The 23,536-nt window shown below is 64.5% G+C and carries 18 protein-coding genes, 1 tRNA gene and 1 pseudogene; 10 read left to right on the plus strand and 10 right to left on the minus strand.

Annotation, left to right across the window (positions count from 1 at the left end; all coding sequences use genetic code 11):
- Positions 1-10: 10 nt before the first annotated feature.
- From ACHMW6_RS02290 to ACHMW6_RS02325, 8 genes and pseudogenes are all read left to right on the plus strand, one after another.
- Entirely contained in the window at positions 11-1,201 is a 1,191-nt protein-coding gene (locus ACHMW6_RS02290; protein WP_395405198.1) for a lipid-transfer protein, read from the plus strand.
- Positions 1,198-1,638 (plus strand): MaoC family dehydratase N-terminal domain-containing protein, encoded by a 441-nt coding sequence (locus tag ACHMW6_RS02295; protein ID WP_395405200.1) that lies wholly within the window; start codon positions 1,198-1,200, stop codon positions 1,636-1,638. Before ACHMW6_RS02290 ends, ACHMW6_RS02295 begins: the two co-directional genes overlap by 4 nt.
- Before the next feature lie 12 nt (positions 1,639-1,650).
- On the plus strand, positions 1,651-2,085 hold the full coding sequence (locus tag ACHMW6_RS02300; RefSeq protein ID WP_395405202.1) for a MaoC/PaaZ C-terminal domain-containing protein: 435 nt from the start codon (positions 1,651-1,653) through the stop codon (positions 2,083-2,085).
- 43 nt (positions 2,086-2,128) lie between these two features.
- Positions 2,129-2,953 carry an SDR family NAD(P)-dependent oxidoreductase gene (locus ACHMW6_RS02305; RefSeq protein WP_395405204.1) on the plus strand — a complete coding sequence of 275 codons (825 nt, stop codon included), beginning with the start codon at positions 2,129-2,131 and terminating at the stop codon, positions 2,951-2,953.
- Positions 2,954-2,964: 11 nt separating this feature from the next.
- A pseudogene (locus ACHMW6_RS02310) lies at positions 2,965-4,115 on the plus strand (acyl-CoA dehydrogenase family protein).
- A complete protein-coding gene (locus tag ACHMW6_RS02315; RefSeq protein WP_395405206.1) occupies positions 4,112-5,110 on the plus strand; it encodes a CaiB/BaiF CoA transferase family protein in 999 nt (332 codons plus the stop codon). The pseudogene ACHMW6_RS02310 and the gene ACHMW6_RS02315 overlap by 4 nt, the downstream one beginning before the upstream one ends.
- Positions 5,111-5,158: 48 nt before the next feature.
- Entirely contained in the window at positions 5,159-5,320 is a 162-nt protein-coding gene (locus ACHMW6_RS02320; RefSeq protein ID WP_395405208.1) for a hypothetical protein, read from the plus strand.
- A 1,997-nt stretch (positions 5,321-7,317) separates the two neighbouring features.
- Entirely contained in the window at positions 7,318-8,325 is a 1,008-nt protein-coding gene (locus ACHMW6_RS02325; protein WP_395405210.1) for a triple tyrosine motif-containing protein, read from the plus strand.
- Here the strand turns inward: ACHMW6_RS02325 and ACHMW6_RS02330 are convergent.
- On the minus strand, positions 8,322-11,624 hold the full coding sequence (locus ACHMW6_RS02330; RefSeq protein WP_395405212.1) for a DUF4450 domain-containing protein: 3,303 nt from the start codon (positions 11,622-11,624) through the stop codon (positions 8,322-8,324). The two genes, ACHMW6_RS02325 and ACHMW6_RS02330, sit on opposite strands and share 4 nt — an antisense overlap.
- 83 nt (positions 11,625-11,707) lie before the next feature.
- Positions 11,708-11,792 (minus strand) — tRNA-Leu (locus ACHMW6_RS02335).
- 242 nt (positions 11,793-12,034) lie between these two features.
- Here ACHMW6_RS02335 and ACHMW6_RS02340 point away from each other — a divergent pair.
- Positions 12,035-12,436, plus strand: coding sequence for a hypothetical protein (locus tag ACHMW6_RS02340; protein WP_395405214.1), 402 nt, complete (start codon positions 12,035-12,037; stop codon positions 12,434-12,436).
- Between the two features lie 163 nt (positions 12,437-12,599).
- Positions 12,600-12,995: a hypothetical protein gene (locus tag ACHMW6_RS02345; RefSeq protein ID WP_395405216.1), complete on the plus strand. Its 396-nt coding sequence runs from the start codon at positions 12,600-12,602 to the stop codon at positions 12,993-12,995.
- Positions 12,996-13,046: 51 nt separating this feature from the next.
- On the opposite strand, the gene ACHMW6_RS02350 is transcribed toward ACHMW6_RS02345, so the two are convergent.
- The 8 genes from ACHMW6_RS02350 to ACHMW6_RS02385 all read right to left on the minus strand — a co-directional run bounded on the left by ACHMW6_RS02350 (position 13,047) and on the right by ACHMW6_RS02385 (position 23,376).
- The gene (locus ACHMW6_RS02350) at positions 13,047-14,960 is read right to left on the minus strand and encodes an AAA family ATPase (RefSeq protein ID WP_395405218.1); all 1,914 of its coding nucleotides are present in this window, start codon (positions 14,958-14,960) and stop codon (positions 13,047-13,049) included.
- Positions 14,961-15,160: 200 nt separating this feature from the next.
- The gene (locus ACHMW6_RS02355) at positions 15,161-15,739 is read right to left on the minus strand and encodes a substrate-binding periplasmic protein (RefSeq protein ID WP_395405220.1); all 579 of its coding nucleotides are present in this window, start codon (positions 15,737-15,739) and stop codon (positions 15,161-15,163) included.
- Between the two features lie 229 nt (positions 15,740-15,968).
- Positions 15,969-17,678, minus strand: coding sequence for an ArnT family glycosyltransferase (locus ACHMW6_RS02360; protein WP_395405222.1), 1,710 nt, complete (start codon positions 17,676-17,678; stop codon positions 15,969-15,971).
- Between the two features lie 100 nt (positions 17,679-17,778).
- The gene (locus tag ACHMW6_RS02365) at positions 17,779-18,048 is read right to left on the minus strand and encodes a type B 50S ribosomal protein L31 (protein WP_395405224.1); all 270 of its coding nucleotides are present in this window, start codon (positions 18,046-18,048) and stop codon (positions 17,779-17,781) included.
- A gap of 189 nt (positions 18,049-18,237) precedes the next feature.
- Entirely contained in the window at positions 18,238-19,500 is a 1,263-nt protein-coding gene (rho, locus tag ACHMW6_RS02370; RefSeq protein WP_395405226.1) for a transcription termination factor Rho, read from the minus strand.
- Positions 19,501-19,637: 137 nt separating this feature from the next.
- Positions 19,638-19,964 carry a thioredoxin TrxA gene (gene trxA, locus ACHMW6_RS02375; protein ID WP_395405228.1) on the minus strand — a complete coding sequence of 109 codons (327 nt, stop codon included), beginning with the start codon at positions 19,962-19,964 and terminating at the stop codon, positions 19,638-19,640.
- Positions 19,965-20,258: 294 nt separating this feature from the next.
- On the minus strand, positions 20,259-20,549 hold the full coding sequence (locus ACHMW6_RS02380; protein WP_395405230.1) for a response regulator: 291 nt from the start codon (positions 20,547-20,549) through the stop codon (positions 20,259-20,261).
- A complete protein-coding gene (locus ACHMW6_RS02385) occupies positions 20,539-23,376 on the minus strand; it encodes a PAS domain S-box protein (protein ID WP_395405232.1) in 2,838 nt (945 codons plus the stop codon). The genes ACHMW6_RS02380 and ACHMW6_RS02385 overlap by 11 nt, the downstream gene beginning before the upstream one ends.
- Positions 23,377-23,536: the final 160 nt, after the last annotated feature.

Raw genomic sequence — 23,536 nt, forward strand, 5'->3', positions numbered from 1 at the left:
AGACAGACAGATGACTTCCAATGTATGTGTGGCAGGTGTGGGCATGGTGCCGTTCATGAAGCCGGGCGCCAATGAATCTTATCCCGTGATGGCGTCGAAAGCCGTGCTGGCCGCGCTGGCCGATGCGGGCATCGGCTACAACGATATCCAGCAGGCTTACGTGGGCTATGTGTACGGCGATTCCACCGCCGGCCAGCGCGCCCTGTACGAAGTGGGCATGACCGGCATTCCGGTCGTCAACGTCAACAACAACTGCTCGACCGGTTCGACGGCGCTGTACCTGGCGCGCCAGGCGGTGCAATCCGGCGCGGCCGATTGCGTGCTGGCGCTGGGCTTCGAGCAGATCAGTCCCGGCGCGCTGGGTTCCGTGTTCGGCGACCGGCCCAGTCCTTTCGACCGCTTCGAACACGTGACCGATGAACTGGTGGGCCGCAACGATATCCCGCTGGCGCTGCGCTACTTCGGCGGCGCGGGCCTGGCGCATATGGAGGAATTCGGCACGCCGCTGAACACCTTCGCGAAGATCCGCGCCAAGGCCAGCCGCCATGCGGCCAATAACCCTGTCGCCCTGTTCCGCAAGGAGGTGACGGAAGAGGAGGTGATGGCTTCGCCCATGGTGTGGGAAGGCGTGATGACGCGCCTGATGGCCTGCCCCCCAACGTGCGGCGCGGCGGCCGCCGTGATCTGCTCGGAGGCTTTCGCCCGCCGCCACGGCCTGAACGCCATGGTGCGCATCCGCGCGCAATCCATGACGACCGACCGCGCCGTCAGCTTCGAGGCGCGCGATATGCGCGAGGTGGTCGGCTTCAGCATGGCGCGCGATGCGGCACAGCAGGTGTATGAAGCGGCCGGCATCGGCGCCGAGGATGTGCAGGTGGTCGAGCTGCACGACTGCTTCGCACACAATGAGCTGATCAGCTATGAGGCGCTGGGCCTGTGTCCGCGCGGCGGCGCGCAGAAGTTCGTGGAGGATGGCGACAATACCTACGGAGGCAAGTATGTGACGAATCCTTCGGGCGGGCTGCTGTCGAAAGGCCATCCGCTGGGCGCGACCGGGCTGGCACAGTGCACGGAGTTGGTGCAGCAGCTGCGCGGGCAGGCGGACAAGCGCCAGGTCGAAGGTGCGCGCCTCGCCCTGCAGCACAACCTGGGCCTGGGCGGGGCGTGCGTGGTGACCTTGTACGAGAAGGTGTCCGCATGATCGACCGCGCCTGGCTGGGGCGGGATCTGCCGCCTTCCGAAATGCTGGTGGACCGCGCGCGGCTGCAATTCTTTGCGCGCACCATCGGCGAGACTGACCCGGTCTACCTGGACGTTTCCGCCGCGCGCGATGCGGGCTACCGTGACCTGCCGGCGCCGCCGACGTTCCTGTTCTCGGTGGAGCTGGACAGCGGCACGACCGACTGGATGCTGCGCGAGATGGAAATCCCGCTGGCGAAGCTGCTGCACGGCGAGCAGTCCTTCCGCTACCACAGGCCGGTGTGCGCGGGCGACCGCATCACGGTGCAGTCCACCATCAGCGAGATCTATGACAAGAAGGGCGGCGCGCTGGAATTCGTGACCCGCAGCTCGCGTGTGACGAACCAGAATAATGAACTGGTGGCCGAGCTGCGCTCGGTGCTGGTTGTGCGGCATTGAAGGGGGGAATTCATGAAACCAGGAGATTTGCTGCCGCCGCTGGATCTGCCGCCTGTCGACCGCACCATGCTGGCGCTGTTCGCCGGCGCGTCCGGCGACCATAATCCTATTCATATCGATATCGATTTCGCCCGCCGCTGCGGGATGCCGGACGTGTTTGCGCATGGCATGCTGGGCATGGCCTGGATGGGGCGGCTGCTGACGCAGTGGGTGCCGCAGTCGCAGTTGCGCGAGTATTCGGTGCGGTTTGCGGGGATTACGCATTTGGGGAATGCGATGCGGTGCCGGGGGGAGGTGACGGAATTGCTCGACCTGGATGGCGAGCCGTGCGCGCGTGTGACGGTGGTGGCGGCCAACCAATACGGCCAGCAAAAAACAATCGGCGAGGCCATTGTAGCCGTGGCCCACGGCCGTGGAGCACCGGTCGATGGCCCGTCAGGGCTGTAGGGCGGATCATTGATCCGCCGTCTATGAACAGAGAGGAAACAAAATGAAACTGCAAAACAAAGTAGCACTGATCACCGGCTCCGGCCGCGGCATCGGCCGCGCCATCGCACTGAAGCTGGCCGCCGAAGGCGCAAAAGTCGTCATCGACGACCTGGACGAAGTACCCGCGCAGGAAACGGCCAACGAAATCAAGGCTGCCGGCGGGGAAGCCATCGTCTGCGTGGGCAGCGTGACCGCGCCCGATTTCGCCGAGCGCCTCATCGCCACGGCCATGGAGCACTACAAGGGCCTGGACATCATCATCAACAACGCCGGCTACACCTGGGACAATGTGATCCAGAAAATGACCGACGAGCAGTGGCAAGCCATGCTGGACTGCCACCTGACCGCACCCTTCCGCATCCTGCGCGCCGCCCAGCCGGTGATCAAGGCATTGGCGAAGGCGGAAGCCGAGCAGGGCGTGCGCAATGTGCGCAAGGTGGTCAACATTTCGTCCGTGGCCGGCGTGTTCGGCAACGCGGGACAGGTGAACTACTCGGCCGCGAAAGCCGGCATCATGGGCCTGACACAAACGCTGGCGAAAGAGTGGGGCCGCATGAACACCACCGTCAACTGCGTGGCTTTTGGGCTGATCAAGACCCGCCTGACCGGCAACGCGGCCGAAGGCGCAACCGCCAATATCGAAGGCAAGGAAATCAAGGTCGGCGTCAACAAGGACCTGCTGGCGATGATGGAAGCGACGATTCCGTTGGGCCGCGGCGGCACGCCGGAAGAAGCGGCGGGCGCAGTCTACATGCTGTGCATTCCGGAGTCCGACTACGTCAGCGGCCAGACCCTGCTGTGCACCGGCGGCCTGACCGGCATCTGAGGAGAACGCATATGCTGCCACGCCTGCACCAGCACCCTTGGATGGACGCGGACATCGAAGCCTTCCGCGAACAGGTGCGCCGCTACGTCCACGCCGAACTCGCGCCGCACCTGGACGGCTGGCGGCGCCAGGCTACATCCCGCGCGAAACCTGGCGTCCCTTTGGCGAGCTGGGATTCATGCTGCCGGAGATGGACGAGAAATACGGCGGCCCCGGCGCCACGCTGGCCTATCAGCTGGTGGTGCAGGATGAACTGGCCAAGGCCGAAGTGCCGGCCAATTCGGCCGTGCACACGATCGCCGCGCACTACATCCTCGACTACGGCACGGAAGAACAGAAGCAGCGCTGGCTGCCTCGCCTGTGCAGCGGCGAACTGCTGGCCGGTATCGCGATGACGGAGCCGGGCTGCGGATCGGACCTGAAAGCCATGCGCACGCGCGCCGTGCGCGAAGGCGAGCATTACGTGATCAATGGCGCCAAGACCTTCATCACCAACGGCTTCACGGCGAACCTGCTGGTGCTGGCGCTGCGCACCGGCGACGCCGGCTCCAAGGGTATTTCGCTGGTCGTCATCGAAACGGAAAACCTGCCGGGCTTCAGCGTTGGCCGCCGCCTGGAAAAGATCGGCATGCATGCGTCGGACACGGCGGAACTGGCCTTCGAGGACATGCGCGTGCCCGTGACAAACCTGCTGGGCGAAGAGGAAGGCCGCGGCTTCGGCCAGCTTATGAGCCAGCTGGCCTATGAACGCATGCTGCTGGCGGTGCCCGCCGCTGCCGTGATCGAGCGCTCGCTGGAACTGGCGGTGGAATACACCAAGGAGCGCAAGGCTTTCGGCCAGCCGATCTCGGACTTCCAGAACACGCGCTTCAAGCTGGCCGAATGTGCGACGATGGCGCATGTGGTGCGCAGCTTCGTCAACGATTGCATCCAGCGCCTGCTGGATGGCACGCTGGATGATGAAGCGGCCTATATGGCGAAGTGGTGGTGCTCGGAGCAGCAGTGCAAGGTGACGGACGAATGCCTGCAGCTGTTCGGCGGTTATGGCTATATGGCCGAATACCCGATTGGCCGCCTGTGGGCGGACGCCCGCGTGCAGCGCATCTACGGCGGCACCAATGAAATCATGAAGGACCTGATCGCAAGGAGAGTACTGGAATGAAGCCTCTCACCGGCTTGCACATCGTTGAATTCGAAGGACTGGGACCAGGACCGCTGTGCGGCCGCATCCTTGCCGGTTTCGGCGCAAGTGTAACGCTGGTGATACGCCCTGGACCCGCCGTCGTCGCGGGCCTGCTGGGCGGAGGCTCAGACGGTGTGCGTCCGCTGGCCGAGGGCAAGACCGAGCTGGCGCTGAACCTGAAGGACCCGGCGGATCGCCAGCGCGCGCTGGACCTGCTGGCGCAAGCCGATGGCCTCATCGAAGGCAACCGGCCGGGCGTGATGGAGCGCCTGGGGCTGGGGCCATCGGACGTGGCGGCTGTCAATCCGCGCCTGGTCTATGGCCGCATGACGGGCTGGGGACAGGAAGGTCCGCTGGCGCAGGCCGCCGGCCATGACCTCAATTACGTGGCCCTGAGCGGCCTGCTGTCGCTGGCTGCGCCGGGCGGACAGCTTCCCGCCTTCCCGCCGACGCTGGGCGATGGCGCCGGCGCGCTGGGACTGGCCTTCGGCATGGTCAGCGGCATCCTGCAGGCGCGCAGCACGGGCAAGGGTTGCGTAGTCGATGCGGCCATCACGGACGTGGTGTCCATGCTGGGCGGGATCGCGCAATGGGTTGTCGCAGGCGGAGGCCTGGGCGGGCCGAAGCCGAGTCCCTTCCACGATTCACCCTTCTACGATGTCTACCGCTGCGCCGACGGCGCTTGCATCACGGTAGGCGCGCTGGAGCCGCAGTTTTACGCGCTGCTGCTGGAGAAGCTTGGCTTGCATGATGTGGATCCGCGCAGGCAGTACGATGCGTCCACCTGGCCCGCGCTGAAGGAGCGCTTCACCGCGCTGTTTGCCTCGCAAGATCGTAGCCACTGGTGCGCGTTACTGGAAGGTACAGACGTTTGTTTCGCGCCGGTATTAAGCCTGGCGGAGGCCGCGCAGCATCCGCACAACATTGCACGCCATGCCAGTCCGGCGCTGGCCCCGCGCTTCAAATCTTTCTGACAGCTCAGCCATTATGGTGTAACTTAGACAATATGGGATGGGCACGTCATGAAAACCAAAATTGCCTTCGTATTGTTACTGGCCATCGCGGAAATGCGATGGGGGGATGCGTTCGACTGGATTATTGACAGCTATCCAATCGCCGCCATCCGCAATGTGATGCCTGCCAATATCAGCAGCGGGGACCGCAACGGTCTGAATCCTCACTAGCTGACTGAAAGTCTGTCAGCTGGCATACTGGAGGGATCTGTACTTTCCAGTGCCGCCATGAGCTTTTTCCCGCGCTGTCTTGCCGCGTCCTTCCTTGTCATCGCCGGTGCGGCCAATGCCGCGCCGCCTCCGCGCTTCGCGGATTACCACCACACCGCCTGGACCACGCAGGATGGTGCGCCCACCGAAATCAAGGCCATGGCGCAGACTCCCGACGGCTGGCTGTGGTTGGGCACTCCCACTGGCCTGTACCGCTTCGATGGCGTGCGCTTCAGCCGCTATGTGCTGCCGTCGAAGGCCTATGCGCTGGCACGCCTGCACGAGCTGGTGGCGCGGCCCAATGGGGAGCTGTGGATAGGCGATATGGTGGGCGGCCTGTTTGTGCTGCGGCCGGACGGCAAACTGGAAGATGTCTCGCCGGAGGGTGAACTGGGCGGCACGACGGGCGGCATCCGCTCGATCGCTTTTGGCCGCGACGACAGCGTGTGGGCCGCTACGCCAACGGGTTTGTTCCGGCGCGCTGGCGGGAAGTGGACAAAGATCGGGGAGGCGGTGGGTATGCCGCCGGGCTATATCACCGGGGTGATCAGCGACCAGTATGGCCGCATCTGGGTTGCCGGTCCGGCCGGCGTATTCCGCTTCGATGCCGGCAGTGGGCGTTTCGTCTCGCTGGGCATGGCGGCCGTTGACGGGCGCCTGATCCTGTCGCCTGACGGCCACCTGTGGCTGTCGGAGCGCGACCGCTTGCGACTGGTGCCGGACCAGCCGCCTGGTGGCCTGCAGCCGCGCCCTGCCTATTTTAATCAGGCCGAGGCCCGCTCCTTTTCCCAGTTCGACCGCGCAGGCAATCTGTGGGCGGTGACGGGCCAGCAGGGCGCGGCCCTGCTGGCGGCAGATGCGCTGAAGCCTGAACTGCGCCTGCAGGACAGTGCTGGCGACCGGCTGGATCAGCGCTGGCAACTGTCCTCCCTGACCGTCAACGGCGTGCTGGAAGACCGCGAGGGCAATGTGTGGATGGCGACCCAGTCAGGACTGGACCGCTTCCGCCGCAAGCGCCTGATCCGCCCCGATATTCCCGAAGGCAGCGGCATGTATACGATGGCGTCCGGCGACGGCGGGCGGGTATGGATTGCCGACCCCGAGGCGGTGCGTGCCTGGCGTTTGGGACCGGACGGCGAAGTCGAAGGCAGCGAAGCGACCGGCCTGGTGGCCAATGACCGCGACGGCGCCTTGCTGCTGGTGTGGCCGCGCAAGATCGAGCGCCGCTTCCAGGGCCGGGTCAGCAGCATTGCGCTGCCGCCGGGCCGCGATGGCAAGCCGGTGGATCTGGACCTGGTTGGGGTGCTGGATGACGGCAAGGTGCTGTGGATCGCATCGCTGCAAACGGGCCTGATGGGCTATGTGAACGGCGAGTGGCTGCCGCGTTCGCGCTTCAATCTGCCGGACAAGATCTTCCTGTCCACCCGCGGCGGGCCGGGGCAGCTGTGGCTGGCCTGCGGCGACGGTTCGCTGGTGCTGTATGACGATGGCAAGCTGACGCGCTATGACGCAGCCATGATCGGCGTGGCGACCGTGCTGCGCGCGGGCGCGGAAGTGCTGGCGGCCGGCGCCAAGGGCGTGGCGGTGCTGCAGGAGGGGAAGCTGCGGCTGCTGGTGACAGCCGATCCGGAGGTGCTGCTGAATGTGTCCGGCATCGACGTTACGGCGGATGGCGATTACTGGCTGAATGGCGGCAAGGGGATTGTGCATGTGCGCGCGGCGGACTGGCAGGCGGCGATGCGCGATCCTGCGCGTCCCCTGCGCTATGAGTTGCTGGACAGCGCGGATGGCTATCCGGGCCGCGCCATGCTCGATAACCGCCTGCCCAGCATCTTCAAGGCGCCGGACGGCCGCTTGTGGTTCATGACCACGGGCGGCGTGGTGCACCTCGACCCGGGCGGCTGGAGCGCAATGCAGTGGCGCCGCATGTGCAGATTGAAGGGCTTGGCGCGGGCAGCATGCAGTTCAGCCCTCGCGCGCCGGTCACGCTGCCGGCGGGCGTGCAGGGATTCCAGGTGCAGTACACGTCCACGTCGCTGCGCAAGCCGGAGGGCTTGCAATTCCGCTACCAGCTGGAGGGCGCGGATGCGGGCTGGCAGGAAAGCGCCGGCCAGCGCGTGGCGCACTATAACAACCTGGAACCGGGCACATACCGCTTCCGTGTGGCCGCCGCCAATGAAGACGGGGTGCCCGGCGAGCGTGAGGCGACGCTGGCCGTAACGGTCACGCCCACGCTGACTCAGAGTATGTGGTTCCGCGTGCTGGCGGTGCTGTCGGCGGCCGCCCTGCTTTATCTGGTCTATCGCTATCGCCTGCGGATGGCCACGGCGCGCGTGGAGGAGCGCATGCAGGTGCGGCTGGCGGAGCGCGAGCGCATTGCACGCGCGCTGCACGACACTTTCCTGCAAAGCCTGCAGGCCATTGTGCTGCGCGTGCATACCGTCGCTGCGGAGTTGCCGGAGGGCGGCGCTGCGCGGCGCAAGCTGGAGGTGCTGCTCGATTATGCCGACAAGACGCTGGAGCAGGGGCGCGACCAGGTGCAGGAGTTGCGCAACGGCGCACAGGGCGGGCTGGCGCAGGCGCTGGAGGAGACGGGGCGGACTTTGTCCGAACACCATGCAGGTTACTCGTTTGCGCTGACCGCGGAGGGCTTATCGCGCGGCCTGCTGCCGCAGGTGTCCGAGGAGGCCAGCAGTATCGCGCAGGAAGCTTTGCGCAATGCCTTCAACCACGCGGGACCCTGCGCGGTTTCCGTGCTGCTCTCCTATGGCGCGGAGGAGTTGCTGGTGGAAGTGGCGGACAAGGGATCCGGCCTTGTGCAGGAGGGCAAGGCCGGGCACTGGGGACTGGTGGGCATGCGCGAGCGGGCGGAGCGTGTCGGCGGTACGCTGTCCATCGATTCCGTCCCCGGCGCCGGCACCCGCGTAACGCTGCGCGTGCCGGCGCGGCTGGTTTATTCCGGCTAGCGCTCCAGTGTGAGGCTCAGCAGACCGATGACGACGTCGTTGCTTAGCGTGCGCAGCGTGAGGCTTTGCAGTGGCTTGCTGGCGTTGAGGGGCAAGGCTAGTGCGGTTGCCGCGCCGCCGTCGATGGCGGTGCCGCGCGATTGCAGGCGGATGGCGCCGGTCTTCAGGTCGATGCGCGGGGGGATTGGGCCGGGCCGCTGGAACTGGTAGTCGTCGGTGAAGTAGTCCTGGTCGATGGGCCACCAGTTGCTCGGGTTGTGCAGAGGGAGGCGTTCGATGCTGCCGTCCTGGTAGTGGACGATGATCTCGCCGTTGTCGATCCGGCTTTGCATGAAGTTGGTGGAGCCGGCGAGCAGCAGGTATGCACGTTGTGCATTGCCGCTTAGCGGGATTGTGGCTTCGCGCGGGTAGTTGTGCCATTGGGAGGTGAACAGGATATTGTTCGCCACCGCGTCGCCCGGCGTGGCGAAGGGGACGTTGTTTGGCATGGTGATGGCGCCATTGCCGGCGCGGGCCTTGTCGCGCAGACCGGTGTCGTCGATCTTCGGCAGCGCTTTCACGTGTCCAGCCCAGGCGCCGGCGCCTTGCGCGGGCAGGGAGAGGGAGACGTAGGGCGAGCGCGGCGTCTGGTATTTGCCGGGCTTGAAGATTTCGGTGACGCGATCGTTGAATGGCAGGGCGATTGACTCGTAGTGCGCGGCGGGGTTGGGCGTGCGCCAATCGGCGTTCAGCCCGGTGATCGCGGCCGTGCGCGAGTCGCCAGCGTTGCGGTGCGGGATGCCGGCGGGGGAAGTGGGGGCGCCGGACCAGGTGATGGCGATGGCGGCGCGGCGGGCGAAGGGAGCGTCGATGTGGACGGCGCTGCGGTCCAGGCGCCAGGAGACGGGCTTGCCGTCGACGGTCACGGCCTGCACGCGCGAGTAGGCGGCGGGGATCGCGAGGCGCAAGGTGGAGAAGCGCGCGGCGGGCTGGGTGACCTCCCATTGCTCGCTCAGTCCGCGGCGGGTGAAGCGCAGCGCCAGGTCAGGGTGGCGGAGGCTTGCGTGCGTCCACGCGGAGGGGAAGCCGGGCGATAGAGTGAGCACACCGGATAACGCATCGGGGCGCACACCGAACAAGCCTTCAACCAGGGCGCGCGACATCACGCCGGCGCCGTCGGCAAAATCACGCTGCGATTCGCGGCGGTAGGCGTCGAGGTAGTTCATGGTGCCGACATTGCCCGGCGAGATGCCCATGAACATACTGGCCAGCAGCGCACTCTTGGCCAGCATAAAGGCATCTTCACGCGAGCCGGCCTGCCACAAGGCCAGCGCCGTGTGCAGGTTCTCGCCCATGACCACATTGTTCACCGACCAGGAGTAGGGCATCCAGTTCGTGGTCGGCAGCATGGCGTAGGCAGCGTCGGACGGCACGCCTTCGCCGCGCACGGGCAGCGGCTTGAACTCGCGCAGCAGGGCGGCGGACATCCGGGCGCTTTCTTCAGGTGTGGCCACCCCGGAATCGATGGTGTGGTAGTAGGTCCACAGACCATAGGAAGGATGGAGCTGCTGCGTGCCCAGGACGTCGCGGTATTCGGCAAAGGCGCCCTGGTCCGGCATCCACAGGTAGGCGCGCATGGCTTGCGCAATCAGGTCCGCTTCGCGCTCATATGGCGCTGGGTCCTTGCCGATCAGGCGCGCGATGCGGGCGGCGCTGCGGTTGGCGTAGACGTTGTAGGCGGACGAGTAGGCGACGCCGCCGCCGTTGTAGTAGATGTCGTCGCTGGCCCAGATGGTCGCGTAGGCTTCGTACAGCGGCAGCTTGCTGTCGCCGAATTCGCGGCGGAACAGGCGGCGCTCCCAGGCCAGGTGGCGCTCGATCACGGGCCATACCTCTCGCGCGTATCCGACGTCGCCGGTCCAGAGCAGATGACGGAACAGGGCGTCGATGAAGACCATGTTCATGTCGTAGTGGGAGTTGGAGAGGTCGCCATTGCTGTGCAGGGCGGCTTCGTGGCGTGCCAGATTGTTTGCCGCGTCGGCCGGCGGCAGCGATGGCGGAATGGGGCTGGTGTTCTGGCCTGTTGTCCAGTTGTCGAAGTTGCGGCGCGCGCGGTCGTGCCAGCCCAGCGCGTCCAGTGCGTAGGGACCGCGCCAGCCGAGCAGCCTGGCGCGCCAGGCGATGGCGCCGTGCATGATCGCTCTTGTTGTGCCGTCCCACAAGGCGTCGGCGGCAACGTTGAGCGCGCCGGCGGCGGCGTTTATATATGCGTCGGGCGTGTCGATGCGGACTTTGCTGCGCAGGGCGTCGAAATGCTGGCGTGTTTCAGCGAGCAGGGACGGCAGTTGGGCGCGCGTGTAGACGGCATCGCGCGTCATTTCGAGCGGACGGACGTCGCGCGGAGCCCCGGCGGTAACGGCGGAGTAGGTGTCCAGCTCGCGCGCGACGGCGGTGCTGCCTACGCGCTGGAGGGAGAGCAGAAGTGGCGCACCATTGCGCAGCGGGGCGCGGCCGACGAGGACCGGCGCGGCGGGTCCGGGCGCGACAGGCGCATCGGCGCGAAGCAGGGCGGGGAGGTCGTTCCACGATGCGGCGTCGGCGAGGTGCTGGGTGGCGCCGGCGGGGACGATGCCGGCGATGGTGGCGGCGCGGCTGGCGAGGACGAAGCCATCCTCGTGCGGCGCGATGACGTTCTGTTTTGCGAAATCGGAGCGGAACTGGAAGAACTGGGAGATGGGGACGCTCTCGGTGCCGATGTCGCCATCGCGGCGTCCGCGTTCGCCGTTCACGCCGCCGTAGACCCAGACCAGCTCAGTGCCTGCTGCGACGCCGCTCGCTTCGGCGCGCAGGATCAGGCCCTCGGTGCGCGCGTAGGCCAGCACCGCCAGGCGCAGCACGCCGCGCGGGCCAAGCGCAGGATCGCGGATCTCGTATTGCAGTTCGCCGGGACGATACCGGAAAACTGTATCGCGTGCGGAATGCAGCCATTGCACGCCGGCCGCGCTGCGCACTGCCAGGCGCAGATTGCCGCCGCGGCCGGGCAGGTAGAGCAGGAACTCGGGCTTGTCGCCGCCATCGACGCGAAAGGCCGTGTGGCCGCCATATAAAGAGCGGTTGAAGAACTCTGCACCATTGTGGTTCACGAAGTCCGCGCCATCGGGACGATAGCGCAAGGGCTGGCCTGCGTCGCTTGCGAGATTGGGGCGCAGCGCGACGGCGGCGGGAACGTACGGAGTAGGCGCGGACGGCGCGGCAGCACAGGCAGTGAAGGCAGCAAGAGCAGCGCATACAAGGCACACGGCGCGCGCAAGATTTTTCATCGCATTCCTCGAAAACGGGCAATGCGATTGATGATAGCGGGGGGAGGTGCAGCGGCATGCTCATCATGATGAGCAAAGAGAGGTGGTGCCCGAGGCCGGAATCGAACCGGCACGCCTTGCGGCGGCGGATTTTGAGTCCGCTGCGTCTACCAATTTCACCACTCGGGCAATTCAAATGCGCCGTGCATTATTACCGATTTGATCAGTGTGGGCAAGCCGGAGTGAATACCTTTCTAATAAAGGCACTTAACTCAGCGTCGTAACGCTATGAGGTGCAGTCGCCGCATTGAAAAAAATCAAGAGCCCAACGGCTAGCCAGTGCTCAATCGCGGGGGTAGATTGGAAGGGCTGTCCTGCACAAGAAGACGGCTCTCCCACGTGATGCAGATGCTGAATCGGAGGGTGAAAACATGAATCACGTAGTCCTGAAAGTGCTGGCACTGACTGTGCTGGCGGGCGTATCGACTGTCGCTGCAGCCCAAGACCAGGCAACCGTTCAGGTGCCTGCAAGCGCACAGCCTTCCTACCGTTTGGCCCCGCAAGAGTTCTACAACTATGAACAGCGGTACTTGCTGGATAACGGTCTGGCGCTTCAGATGTCCCAGAAACGCCATCGCTACTACACATCGCTGCGTAACCAGCAGCCTGTCGAAGTTTACCCGATCGCGCCGGGCGTATTTGTCTCGTCGCTGGGTACCAGGCTTGAGTTCAGGGACGAGGGCGACATGATCGTCATCACCCATCTTGATCGGCTGCCCTATGCCGGCACGCTGAACATCGATAAGGACCGTGTCTTCGTCGTGACGAGATAGGTCCCAAAGCCGATTGCAGTTCATCGACGCGCCGTGCGTTTATCCCCCGGAATTTGCGGTTCGTCGCTTCCAGCTGCATGCCTGCCGCATCGTTTGCTACCTTATCACTGTCCCCGCACAAAAGAAGAGGCGGGGTCGACCAGGCAACCATTCGGAGAAGATGATGAAAAAAGTACTGTTCAGCGCCCTGGCAGCGCTCGCCCTGACCGGCATGGGTTCCGCTTTCGCAGCAGATCCACAAGACGCAACGGTCCAGATCCGCGCAAGCGGCGACTACAAACTGGGCGTCAGTGAGTTCGACGACTACGCCTTCACCTATGGCCTGAGCACCGGCCAGAAAATCAAGTTCACGCGCTCCGGCGGCCAGCATTTCTATGCCCAGCTGAAGAACCAGACACGTGAACCCATGTATGCCGTATCCAAAGGCGTGTTCGTGACTGCGAGCGGCGCCCGTGTAGCATTTGGTGATGACGGCGACCTGGTCACGATCAACAACTTCGAACGCATGCCGATGGCAGGCGTATCGGGTACCAACGTGACTGTCGTCGCCAGCCGTTAAGGTTGATGGTGGCGCGGTCCGCCCGGCGGGCGGGCCGCACGCCCGCTATATTTATGCGGCCTGCTGCAGCGGAATGGGATCGAGGCGCTCTTCAAGCAGGACGAAGATTTCGTCCTTGGACAATACATAACGGTCCATCAGTTCACCTTTGATCGATTCCATCACCGCGCGGTAGTCGCCGATTGATTTCAGCGTCTGGCTGTACAGCTCATCGGCCTTCGCTTCGAGCTGGGACAGGCCGTGATCGGCTGCAGTCTCGCTCTTGAATTTGCTGTAATCGAGCTTGGAACGCGAGTACATCGACAGGCGGTTGACCATCGTGTCCAGCATATTGGTGGCCTTCTCGATATCGTTCTGGCTGCCCACCGAGATACCGCGTGCGCCGTAGAATAGTTCTTCCGCCGCCACGCCGCCGTACAGCTGCATCACATCGCGCTCCAGCTCTTCCAGCGTGCGCAGCGACATGTCGTCGCCGGCCGACAGCACATAGCCCAGCGCATTCAGCTTGGATACGGACTCGGTCGAGATCTTCAGCAGGTGCGACTTTTCCTTCACTTCGGCCAGCGGCATGCCTACGCGCAGATAGGGGTCGATCTGCATGAAGAAGTGACCCAGTTCGTGCAGGGCGATGCGCTCGCGCTGGCGGGTCTTCTCGGCGGTGGTGGCACGGTCGGTCAGGCCGATGGTGGCGCGTTCAAAGGCGCGGAACATCAGGTCGGTATTGATGACCTGCTTGTCCTGGATCGACAGCAGCGACGCGCGTTCCACCACGGTTTCCAGCAGCGCCGGGCTGAGGTTGTTGGTGATCTCGGCAACCTGTTCCAGGTCCATATCGTTCCAGTCGACCAGGCCCTTCTCCTTGCGTTCCAGGAAGGAGCGCAGCAGTTCGCGGCGCTCGGTCTTGTTCGGCAGGCGGAAGTTGATCTTCACGCTGAAGCGGCGCAGCATCGCTTCATCCATCTGGCTGTTCGAATCGTCGAAGTTGGAAGCGACGACCCAGATCACGCCGGCGCCTTCCTCGCTCTTCACGCCATCGAGCAGGCCAAGCAGGGTGTTGGCGGTATCGTCTTCCCACTTCTTTTCGCCGCGGCCGCGCGGCATGAACAGGGCTTGGGCTTCGTCCAGGAAGATGATGCAGTTGCCGCGTGCGCAAGCCTTGCGGTACAGAGCGTTCAGCGCTTTGGAGCCGCCGCCCACATAACCCGATTCCAGCGCCGAACCGGAGGCCTGGATCAGCGGATAGTTCAGGCGCTTGGCCAGGTAGCCGGCCAGCTTGGTCTTGCCGGTACCGGCAGGGCCGGTCAGCATTACGTTGAATGGCTTGTCAATATTGTGCTGCTTGTACACTTCGCGGTTGCGGATCATGTCTTCCAGGTGCAGCACTTCCTGCTTGATGTCGTCCATGCCGATCAGGTCATCCATTGAGCCTTTGAGCTTGTCCGGCGTGATCACGGAGGCGGACATGCCCATGCCCGGCAGGCCGAACTTCAGCACGAACAGCAGCAGGCCGATGACGAAGATGTCAAAGGCATGGCGCTTGACGAAGGTGGTCACGCCAGCCATGGCGCCGCCTTCATCCTCCAGCACGCCCTTGTGGGCGGCCAGGTACTCGTCCCTGGCAATCGCGTAAGGCAGGTTATTGCGCAGCAGCACTTCGCGTTCCAGGCTCAGGTGAGAGGTCGACGGCACCACCACCACATGCAGCTGCGGCGAATCCTTGTATTTATAGATATAGCGCGGCGCTTCAGACAGCGGGCGGGCGATCAGCAGGTAATCCAGGCGCTCGCGCTGGGCCACCAGGCCGGTGATCTCGGAAATATTCTGCGACCGCACCACCGGGCTGGCATCCTGCGCCGAGTCACCCCGCAGCAGGGCGAATGCAATGGCTGCAACCGTCAGCAGACCCAGGGTGATGCGCACCATAGGATTCTTGAGCGCAAGCTGAAGTTTGTAGATGTTGAACATGACTCGACCGAATAAAAACAGATGAATGGTCGCGCGGGAGATTGGGCGCGGAGAAGTGTGCATGCCGAACGGCAACGCGTCGTATATGTGGACTATACCGGTGTCCGCAAGCCTTGTGTCCAGTGCTTACGAAAAAAATTTTGCCCCGCAACAGGCAAAAATGTCATTTGTAATCAGTTATCTACGCAGAATGACAAGGACTATTTCTGCTCTGTCCAGTTTTCGTATTTGCGTTCCAGGCGGGCGAAGCTGCCGTCGCGGCGCATGGCGTCCAGCGTCGCGTTCATGCGCTCGATCATCGCATCCGGCACGCTGGTATTGCAAGCCAAATAGACTTTCACGCGGTTGAAAACGAGCACGGGGACGATGTCCGGCGCATAGCGCGCCAGCAGGCTGGCGCTGCTGGCGCTGCGCATGCTGACGGCCCACAGGTCGATGCGGTCGACCATCAGTTTCTTCGGGTTGGATTGATCATTCGGCACGGGATCGACATGGAAGCCGCGGGCGCGCAGGTATTCATCGCGCGAGTCGCCGTTGTAGGTGCCGATGCGCAGGTGGCGCGCATCCTCCAGCGTGTTGAGGTGAAACTTGTGGCCAGCGCGGCCAAGCAGCAGCCACTCCGCTTCGTCGGTCGGGCCGACCCATTTGAACTGCTTTTCCCGCTCCGGCGTGCGGGTGGTGGAATAGACGCAGGTATAGGCATCGCGCTGCGCCATCATATAGGCGCGTTTCCAGGGCAGGATGCCGATCGTATATGTGATGCCGGAACGCTGCAGCATTTCGCGGATCTTTTCGCCTTCGCGGCCGATGACTTCGTTGCCGGACCACAGTGCTGGAGGGCGGCGACAGTTCGGCCGTGATGGTCAGCGCGGGCATGGGCGGGGCGGACTGCGTGTGCGCCGTGATTGCCATTGCCAACAATATTGCAGATGTTGCCATACCGCCCTTATCGATTCCCTTGCGCAACAGAATAGCAGTTGCCCAGATGACCGGGCAACTGCGGACTGGTCAGGGCTGGCGGCGGTACAGGCGGAAACGCTCGACGCGATCCGAGGCGCGGCGGCCTTCCCACAGCAGTTGCCACTGCGGGCCGGGGGATGGCGGCTGGGCTTTTCCTTTGATGCTAAGTTGCAACAGTAGCAGCTTGCACTGGCCGCCCTGCACGCCGACGAAGGGGAAGCGGGCGTAATAGGCGAAGGAGGCGCGCTGCGGGGCGCCCATATTGCTTTCGACGCAATCGGTGTCGCCCGGCAGCACGGCTGCGGCCTGGCGCGCCACGGTCGCGTAGCTCTTGCTGTAGTTCACGTGCGGCAGGAACAGCGTCATCAGCAGGATCCAGATCAGGATCAGGCCGCCCGACGACAGGACGACGGCGCGCCACAGCACGGTGGGGCGGCGCGAGATGCGCCAGTGCACCAGCAGGAACCAGCCGGCGGTCGCGCACAGGGCGAGCAGCAGGCCGGGCAGGTTCAGCTCGGGCTCGTAGCCGGGGATCAGTTTCAGCACATTGTGCGCCAGCTTGGCCGGCCAGCCGGAGAGCTGGGCGTACCACATCAGCCACAGGAAGGCAGCGAGGAAGGTCAGCACCATCACGCTGAACCAGTCGATGGCGTTGATGGCGCCGCGCTTCATGGTCAGCAGGCCGAAGGCGGCCATGATGGCCAGCGGCGGCAGCAGCATCAGCAGCTGGCCCTGCTCGGGATTCGGATGCAGCAGCACCAGCACGGTGGCCACGGTGACGAAGGTGGTCGGCACCACGATATGCAGCAGGTTGCTCTGGCGGCGCCAGGCCCACACGGCCCACAGGGCGAAGGGCCAGGCGGGCCAGAAGAACCAGACGCCGACGCGGAAGAAGGTACGCAGCGATTCGGCTGTCGGGCTCAGCTGGGCCAGGTTCCAGGCTTGCCAGGCGGGCAGCGGCGACTGGCCGTAGGGCTGGGCCATATTGGCGGGCAGCAGCCATAGCAGGGCGATGGCGGCGGCAATGGCGGCCGTGCACAGCAGGTCGCGCAGCGAGCGGCCGGCGGGGAAGGCGAGGAAGCGGGTGCAGGCGTACAGGGCCACCAGCACGAAGGCGGGCATGACCCAGCCGCGCGCCAGCGTCATCAGGCCGAGTGCCAGGCCGATCAGGGCGGCGTTGCGCAGCGAGGGCAGCTCCATATAGCGCACGGAGCGGTACAGGGCCAGGCCCAGCAGGGCCGTCATCAGCGGCTCGGACGTGGTTTCGTGGCTGTGCACGAGCAGGCCCAGGCTGCCCAGGTAGATCAGCACGGCGGCGTCGGCCAGGGTGCGGCCGAAATCGTCCGGCTCGGGCTGGCCGCCGAAGGCCAGGCGCAGCGGCTGGGCTTCCGGGCGGCGGCCCAGGTTGAAGGTGGCGAACCACAGGGACAGCACGCCCAGCAGGAAGACGGCGATCGTCGCCACACGGGCGCCGCCCACGTCGCCGATCAGCCAGCCAAACAGCTTGATGCCGAGGGCGCCGAACCAGAAGGCCAGCGGGCCTTCCTCGGGCTGGGGCAGGCCGGCGATATTGGGCAGCAGCCAGTCCTGCCAGCCGCCATGGGCCATGGTCCACATGATGCCGAAACTGGCCGCGTCGTCATTCTTCCACGGTTCGCGCCCGATCAGTCCCGGCAGGATATAGAGCATGCCGAGGGCGAAAATGGCCCAGCGGGGCAGGGTGCGTGTGGCGGAGGCAGGTAGACGGACTGGCTTCATCGGTCTTGGTTTTTGTTATGAAAGCAGGAGTATGACTGCTAAACGGTTTGCGGGCGTAAAAAAAGGCAGCCGCAGCTGCCCTTTTTTCGGTGCGACGCGCTTAGGCGTTGGCAACGGCAGTCTTGGAACCGACTTTGCCGAACTTCTGGCGGAACTTTTCCACGCGACCGGCGGTGTCGACGATCTTGTGCTGGCCGGTGAAGAACGGGTGGGACTCGGACGAAACTTCAATCTTGACCAGCGGGTACTCTTTACCGTCGTGAGTGCCGGTTTCGCGGGTCTGGATGGTCGAACGGGTCACGAACTTGAAGTCGCACGATACGTCGTGGAACAGGACTTCGCGGTAATCTGGATGTGCGTCTGCTTTCATGCTTTTCTCTCAATTTTTGGTAGCCAAACAGCACTTCGGCGGTCTGTGTTGCCTCTTGACCCGATTGCTATCCACTTGCCAGGTTTAAATGAACCGGGGATTATACACGAAAACCCAGGGCGAAAGCAGGTGGCAGCCACGATGTGGCAGCCACCCGTTCCGCGCCGCGTGCCAGGATGGCAGTGGGTTTTAGCCGCCGCGGCGCATCATGTCGAAGAACTCGGTGTTGGTCTTCGTCGCCTTCATCTTGTCGAGGATGAACTCCATCGCTTCGATCTCGTCCATCGAGTACAGCAGCTTGCGCAGGATCCAGATCTTTTGCAGCTGGTCGGCCTTGATCAGCAGTTCTTCGCGGCGGGTGCCGGACTTGTTCAGGTTGATCGACGGGTAGGTGCGCTTTTCGGCCAGGCGGCGTTCCAGGTGCACTTCCATATTGCCGGTACCCTTGAACTCTTCGTAGATCACGTCGTCCATGCGGGAGCCGGTTTCGATCAGGGCGGTGGCGACGATGGTCAGCGAACCGCCTTCTTCCACATTACGCGCGGCGCCGAAGAAGCGCTTCGGGCGCTGCAGGGCGTTGGCGTCCACACCGCCGGTCAGCACCTTGCCGGAGGCAGGGATCACGGTGTTGTAGGCGCGCGCCAGGCGGGTGATGGAGTCCAGCAGGATCACCACGTCCTTCTTCATTTCGACCAGGCGCTTGGCCTTTTCCATCACCATCTCGGCGACCTGCACGTGGCGGGTGGCCGGTTCGTCGAAGGTCGAGGCCACCACTTCGCCGCGCACGGAGCGCTGCATCTCGGTCACTTCCTCGGGACGTTCGTCGATCAGCAGCACGATCAGGGTCACGTCCGGATGGTTGGCCGTGATGGCGTGGGCGATGTGCTGCAGCATGACGGACTTGCCGGACTTGGGCGAGGCCACCAGCAGGCCGCGCTGGCCTTTGCCGATCGGGGCGATCAGGTCGATGATGCGGCCGGTGATGTTCTCGGCGCCATTCATGTCGCGTTCCAGGCGCAGCGGCTCGTTCGGGTGCAGCGGCGTCAGGTTCTCAAACAGGATGCGGTGTTTGGAGGCTTCCGGCGATTCGCCGTTGACCTTGTCTACCTTGACCAGGGCGAAATAGCGTTCGCCGTCTTTCGGAGTGCGTACTTCGCCTTCGATGGAGTCGCCGGTGTGCAGGTTGAAGCGGCGGATCTGCGACGGGGAGATATAGATGTCGTCCGTCGATGCCATATAGGAGGCATCGGGCGAGCGCAGGAAGCCGAAGCCATCCGGCAGCACTTCCAGGGCGCCGTCGCCGAAAATCTGTTCGCCGGCTTTGGCGCGCTTCTTCAGGATGGCGAACATCAGCTCCTGCTTGCGCAGGCGGGCCGCATTGTCGATATCCAGGCTAATGGCCATTTCCAGCAGCGCCGAAACGTGCATGGCCTTGAGTTCAGATAGATGCATAAATGTTTGAGTGTCCCGCGACGGGAAAGTAAAGGTAGGGGAGGGAACTGCGTGGAAAAAATTATTAAAGAGGAAAGGTTTTTGGGCCTTTCCCCGCCATCCAGGCGGTACTGCGGGCGCAGTGCCGCCTATCTTACTTAAATATTGCTGTCAATGAAAGAGGTCAGCTGGCCTTTTGCCATCGCGCCGACTTTTTGTGCAGCAGGAACGCCGTTCTTGAACAGGATCAGGGTCGGGATGCCGCGGATGCCGAACTTGCCCGGCACGACCTGGTTGCTGTCCACGTCCAGCTTGGCGATGGTCAGCTTGCCGTCGTATTCCTTGGCCACTTCTTCCAGGATCGGGGCGATGCTCTTGCAAGGACCGCACCACTCGGCCCAGAAGTCCACCAGCACGGGGCGGTCCGCTTTCAGTACATCGGCTTCGAACGATGCATCGGTAATGTGTTTGATATTGTCGCTCATGTTAAGTCCTTAATAGTAGTTCGCCCGGGATTATCCCTTGCCGTTATCGCCCATCTGGAGATGAACTGCACTAATTCAATATTGGAATAAACAAGAGGGAATCAGGGCGGGTAATGGAACAAATAATAACCTATTTTTTCCATTTGTGTAGTTACCCCGCCACGGTCCGCACTCAAACGGTGCGCTGCGCCGCCGCCTGCACCAGCAAGTCGGCCAGCACCGAGGGCGGCACCGGCTTCTTGCAGGCGCCGATAATGCTCAGGCCCTGGGCCGAGGCCAGCGTTTCGGCGGCCTTCAGGATGCCGAGTCCATGCCGGACAGCAGGATCACGCAGCCGCCGAAGTGGCTGTCGGCCGCCAGGCGCAGGAATTCGATGCCGTCCATCTCGGGCATGGACAGGTCGCAGATCAGCAGGTCGGGGCGGAACTGCGGCAGGGTCTTCAGCGCCGCGCGCGCATCGCTTTCGCTGCGCACGTTGAGCTGGCCCAGGTCTTCCAGCATGTCGGCCAGCAGCGACAACATGAAGGGGTCGTCATCCAGTAGCAGGATGCGCAGCGGCGTGAGGGGAGTATGTTCAGTCGTCATCAGCAAAAGTGGTGTTATTCATGATGTGTTCGCTGACCCTGGCCAGCAGGGGCCACAGCTGCGCCAGCAGGGCGCGGGCGCTGGCCTGCTCCTCCTGCGGCGAGGCGCCGGCCAGCTGCTCCAGCGCCTGGCAGCGCTCGGCGATGCCGAAGGCGCCCACGGTGCGCGCCGAGGACTTGATGCGGTGGCCCAGCTCGCGCACCTTCTGCACGTCGCCGGCATCGAGCGCCGTTTCCATTTCGTTGAAGCCGTCCTCGGTGGTCTGCAGGAACTTGAAGGCGAACTTGCGGATCTTGTCCGGATGGTAGCCAAGCAGCTGGGCCAGCACGGACAGGTCGACAATCTCCGGATCGCCCGCCAGCATGGGACGGAAGCTGCGGTTTTTGCGCGGCGGGGCCGGGCGCGGCGCCTCGGCCGCGCTGCGTTCGGGCAGCCAGCTGGCGATGGTGCTGTACATCAGGGCCGGCTGGATCGGCTTGGTGATGAAATCGTCCATGCCGGCATCCAGGCAGCGCGCGCGGTCCTCGTTGGTGGCGGTGGCCGTCATGGCCAGCACGCGGGTTTCGGCCAGCTCGGGGTCGGCGCGGATGCGGCGCGTCGCCTCCAGGCCATCCATCAGCGGCATCTGCACGTCCATCAGCACGCAATCGAAGGACGCCTGGTGCAGCAGGTCGAGCGCTTCGGCGCCGTTGTTGGCCAGGCAGACGGAGGAACCGGCTTCCTCCAGCATTTCCAGCGCGATCTGCTGGTTGAAGGTATTGTCTTCCACCAGCAGGATGCGGGCATCCTTCAGCAGGCCCATGACGGTGGCCTTGCGGGTGGAGGCCATCAGCTCGGCGGCCGCGTCCTGCACCTCGCTGATCACTTCGGCCACGGGGCGCTGCGACACGCCCAGGCGCGCCGTGAACCAGAAGGTGGCGCCTTCGCCCGGCGCGCTCTGCACGCCCACCTCGCCGCCCATCAGCTGCGCCAGCTGCTTGCAGATGGCCAGGCCCAGGCCGGTGCCGCCATAGGCGCGCGTGGTGGAGGTATCGGCCTGCTGGAAGGACTGGAACAGGCGGTGCTGCTCCTGCTCCGACAGGCCGATGCCGTGGTCGCGCACTTCGAAGCGCAGCACGCAGTGCTGGTCGTCGCCCACCACCTTGCGGATGGCGATTTCGATCGCGCCATTCTCGCTGAACTTGATGGCGTTGTTGGTGTAGTTGATCAGCACCTGGCCCAGGCGCAGCGGGTCGCCGCGCAGCACCTTGGGCAGGGCCGGGTCGAGCTCGAATTCCAGCGTCAGGCCCTTGGTGCCGGCCTTGGGCGCGACCACCGTGGTCAGGGTCTGCACCACGTGCTCGATGGAGAAATCGGTCTGCTCGATTTCCAGCTTGCCGGCCTCGATCTTGGAAAAGTCGAGGATGTCGTCGATGATGCGCAGCAGGTGCTCGCCGGCGAAGCGGATCTTTTCCAGGTAGTCGCGCTGCTGGGGATCGAGCTCGGTCTTCAGCGCCAGGTAAGCCATGCCGATCACGCCATTCATCGGCGTGCGGATTTCGTGGCTCATATTGGCCAGGAACTGGCCCTTGGCCTGGCTGGCTTCCTCGGCGATCTTGCGCTGCTCCTCCAGCTGCGCGGTGCGCTGGGCCACGCGCTCTTCCAGGTGCTCGTTCAGCTCGCGCAGCTGCTGCTCGGTATGCTTGCTGTCCGTCACGTCCAGGCACATGCAGATCAGGTAGGCGGGCTGGCCCTGCTCGTCGTACACGGGTTTCTTGAAGGTGCGCAGGCGGCGCTGCTGGCCCAGCGTGGCATTCCACACCGTTTCCTCGTAATCGATCTGCACCCGGCCGGCAAAGGCTTGCCGGTCCTTCTCGTGGAATTCAGCCACGTCGGCCGGCGCGTGCAGGGCGCTGTAGTCGCCCCCGTTCAGCTCCGCGAAGCGGTAGCCGAACAGCTGCTCGCTGGCGGGGTTCATCAGGAGCATGCGGCTGTCCGGGTCCTTGATGAACAGGCCGATGGGCAGCATGTTGATGATCTCCTGCAGGCGCTGCTCGTTGCGCCGCAGCTCGTCCTCGATGCGCTTGCGGTAGCTGATGTCGGTCAGGCTGGCCACCACCATCAGGCTGGCGCCGTGCTCGTCGCGCATCGGTTCCGCGTTGACGGAAAGCCAGCTGGTGCGGCCATCGGGATGCGGCACGCCCATCACCACGTCGCGCACCGACTGGGCCGAGGCGAGCGCCTGCAGCACCGGATGCTCGGCCGGCGCGAAGGGCGTGCCATCCTCGTGGATGCCGGGCCACTGCGGCACGCCGCGCGCGGCGGCGCGGCCCAGCAGGCGGGCGGCGGCGGCGTTGCTTTCGACCACGGTGCCGGCGCTGTCCAGCACCACCAGGCCGTTGGTGACGGCATTGAAGACGGAGGCCAGGCGCTGGCTGGAATGGCGCAGCGCGATCTCGGCCAGGCGGCGGTCGGTAATGTCGGTGACCATGGCCAGGGTGCCGGCGTAGCTGCCGTTGTCGGCATTGATCTGGGTGGCCGAGAGCAGGCCCCACAGCGTCGAATGGTCCTTGCGGTGGAAGCGCACGTCGGCCTGCTCGGGCTGGCCGGCGTGGCGCTGCGGCTGGCCGATGCGGCCGTGGTGGTCGGGATCCATGAAGTCGCGCATGGGGCGGCCCAGCATTTCTTCCGGCTCGTAGCCCAGCATGCGCGCCATGGTCGGGTTGACAAAGCTGGTGCGGTCTTCCGCATCGGTCATCCAGATGCCTTCGGCGGCGGTCTGCACGATCAGGCGGTAGCGCTCGGAGCTGGCGTGCAGCGCTTCCTCGGCGCGCTGGCGCTGGGTCATGTCGCGCACCGACAGCACGGACAGGCCCTGGCCCGCCATCTGCATCGGCGCCAGGTGCACCATGGCGGGGAAGTAGGTGCCGTCGTGGCGGCGCGCGGTCAGCACGCGGCCCGGCATCTGCGGCCGCGAGAACAGCTCGCGCGGGCGGCCGGGCGCGCCG

The sequence above is a fragment of the Pseudoduganella sp. UC29_106 genome, from assembly GCF_044055365.1.
GTDB lineage: Bacteria > Pseudomonadota > Gammaproteobacteria > Burkholderiales > Burkholderiaceae_D > Rugamonas.

Excerpts from the sequence above, each read along its gene's own strand:
- ACHMW6_RS02290 (WP_395405198.1), top strand. The coding sequence starts at position 11 with ATGACTTCCAATGTATGTGTGGCAGGTGTGGGCATGGTGCCGTTCATG.
- ACHMW6_RS02295 (WP_395405200.1), top strand. The coding sequence starts at position 1,198 with ATGATCGACCGCGCCTGGCTGGGGCGGGATCTGCCGCCTTCCGAAATG.
- ACHMW6_RS02300 (WP_395405202.1), top strand. The coding sequence starts at position 1,651 with ATGAAACCAGGAGATTTGCTGCCGCCGCTGGATCTGCCGCCTGTCGAC.
- ACHMW6_RS02305 (WP_395405204.1), top strand. The coding sequence starts at position 2,129 with ATGAAACTGCAAAACAAAGTAGCACTGATCACCGGCTCCGGCCGCGGC.
- ACHMW6_RS02315 (WP_395405206.1), top strand. The coding sequence starts at position 4,112 with ATGAAGCCTCTCACCGGCTTGCACATCGTTGAATTCGAAGGACTGGGA.
- ACHMW6_RS02320 (WP_395405208.1), top strand. The coding sequence starts at position 5,159 with ATGAAAACCAAAATTGCCTTCGTATTGTTACTGGCCATCGCGGAAATG.
- ACHMW6_RS02325 (WP_395405210.1), top strand. The coding sequence starts at position 7,318 with ATGCAGTTCAGCCCTCGCGCGCCGGTCACGCTGCCGGCGGGCGTGCAG.
- ACHMW6_RS02330 (WP_395405212.1), bottom strand. The coding sequence starts at position 11,624 with ATGAAAAATCTTGCGCGCGCCGTGTGCCTTGTATGCGCTGCTCTTGCT.
- ACHMW6_RS02340 (WP_395405214.1), top strand. The coding sequence starts at position 12,035 with ATGAATCACGTAGTCCTGAAAGTGCTGGCACTGACTGTGCTGGCGGGC.
- ACHMW6_RS02345 (WP_395405216.1), top strand. The coding sequence starts at position 12,600 with ATGAAAAAAGTACTGTTCAGCGCCCTGGCAGCGCTCGCCCTGACCGGC.
- ACHMW6_RS02350 (WP_395405218.1), bottom strand. The coding sequence starts at position 14,960 with ATGTTCAACATCTACAAACTTCAGCTTGCGCTCAAGAATCCTATGGTG.
- ACHMW6_RS02355 (WP_395405220.1), bottom strand. The coding sequence starts at position 15,739 with ATGCTGCAGCGTTCCGGCATCACATATACGATCGGCATCCTGCCCTGG.
- ACHMW6_RS02360 (WP_395405222.1), bottom strand. The coding sequence starts at position 17,678 with ATGAAGCCAGTCCGTCTACCTGCCTCCGCCACACGCACCCTGCCCCGC.
- ACHMW6_RS02365 (WP_395405224.1), bottom strand. The coding sequence starts at position 18,048 with ATGAAAGCAGACGCACATCCAGATTACCGCGAAGTCCTGTTCCACGAC.
- rho (WP_395405226.1), bottom strand. The coding sequence starts at position 19,500 with ATGCATCTATCTGAACTCAAGGCCATGCACGTTTCGGCGCTGCTGGAA.
- trxA (WP_395405228.1), bottom strand. The coding sequence starts at position 19,964 with ATGAGCGACAATATCAAACACATTACCGATGCATCGTTCGAAGCCGAT.
- ACHMW6_RS02380 (WP_395405230.1), bottom strand. The coding sequence starts at position 20,549 with ATGACGACTGAACATACTCCCCTCACGCCGCTGCGCATCCTGCTACTG.
- ACHMW6_RS02385 (WP_395405232.1), bottom strand. The coding sequence starts at position 23,376 with ATGACCCAGCGCCAGCGCGCCGAGGAAGCGCTGCACGCCAGCTCCGAG.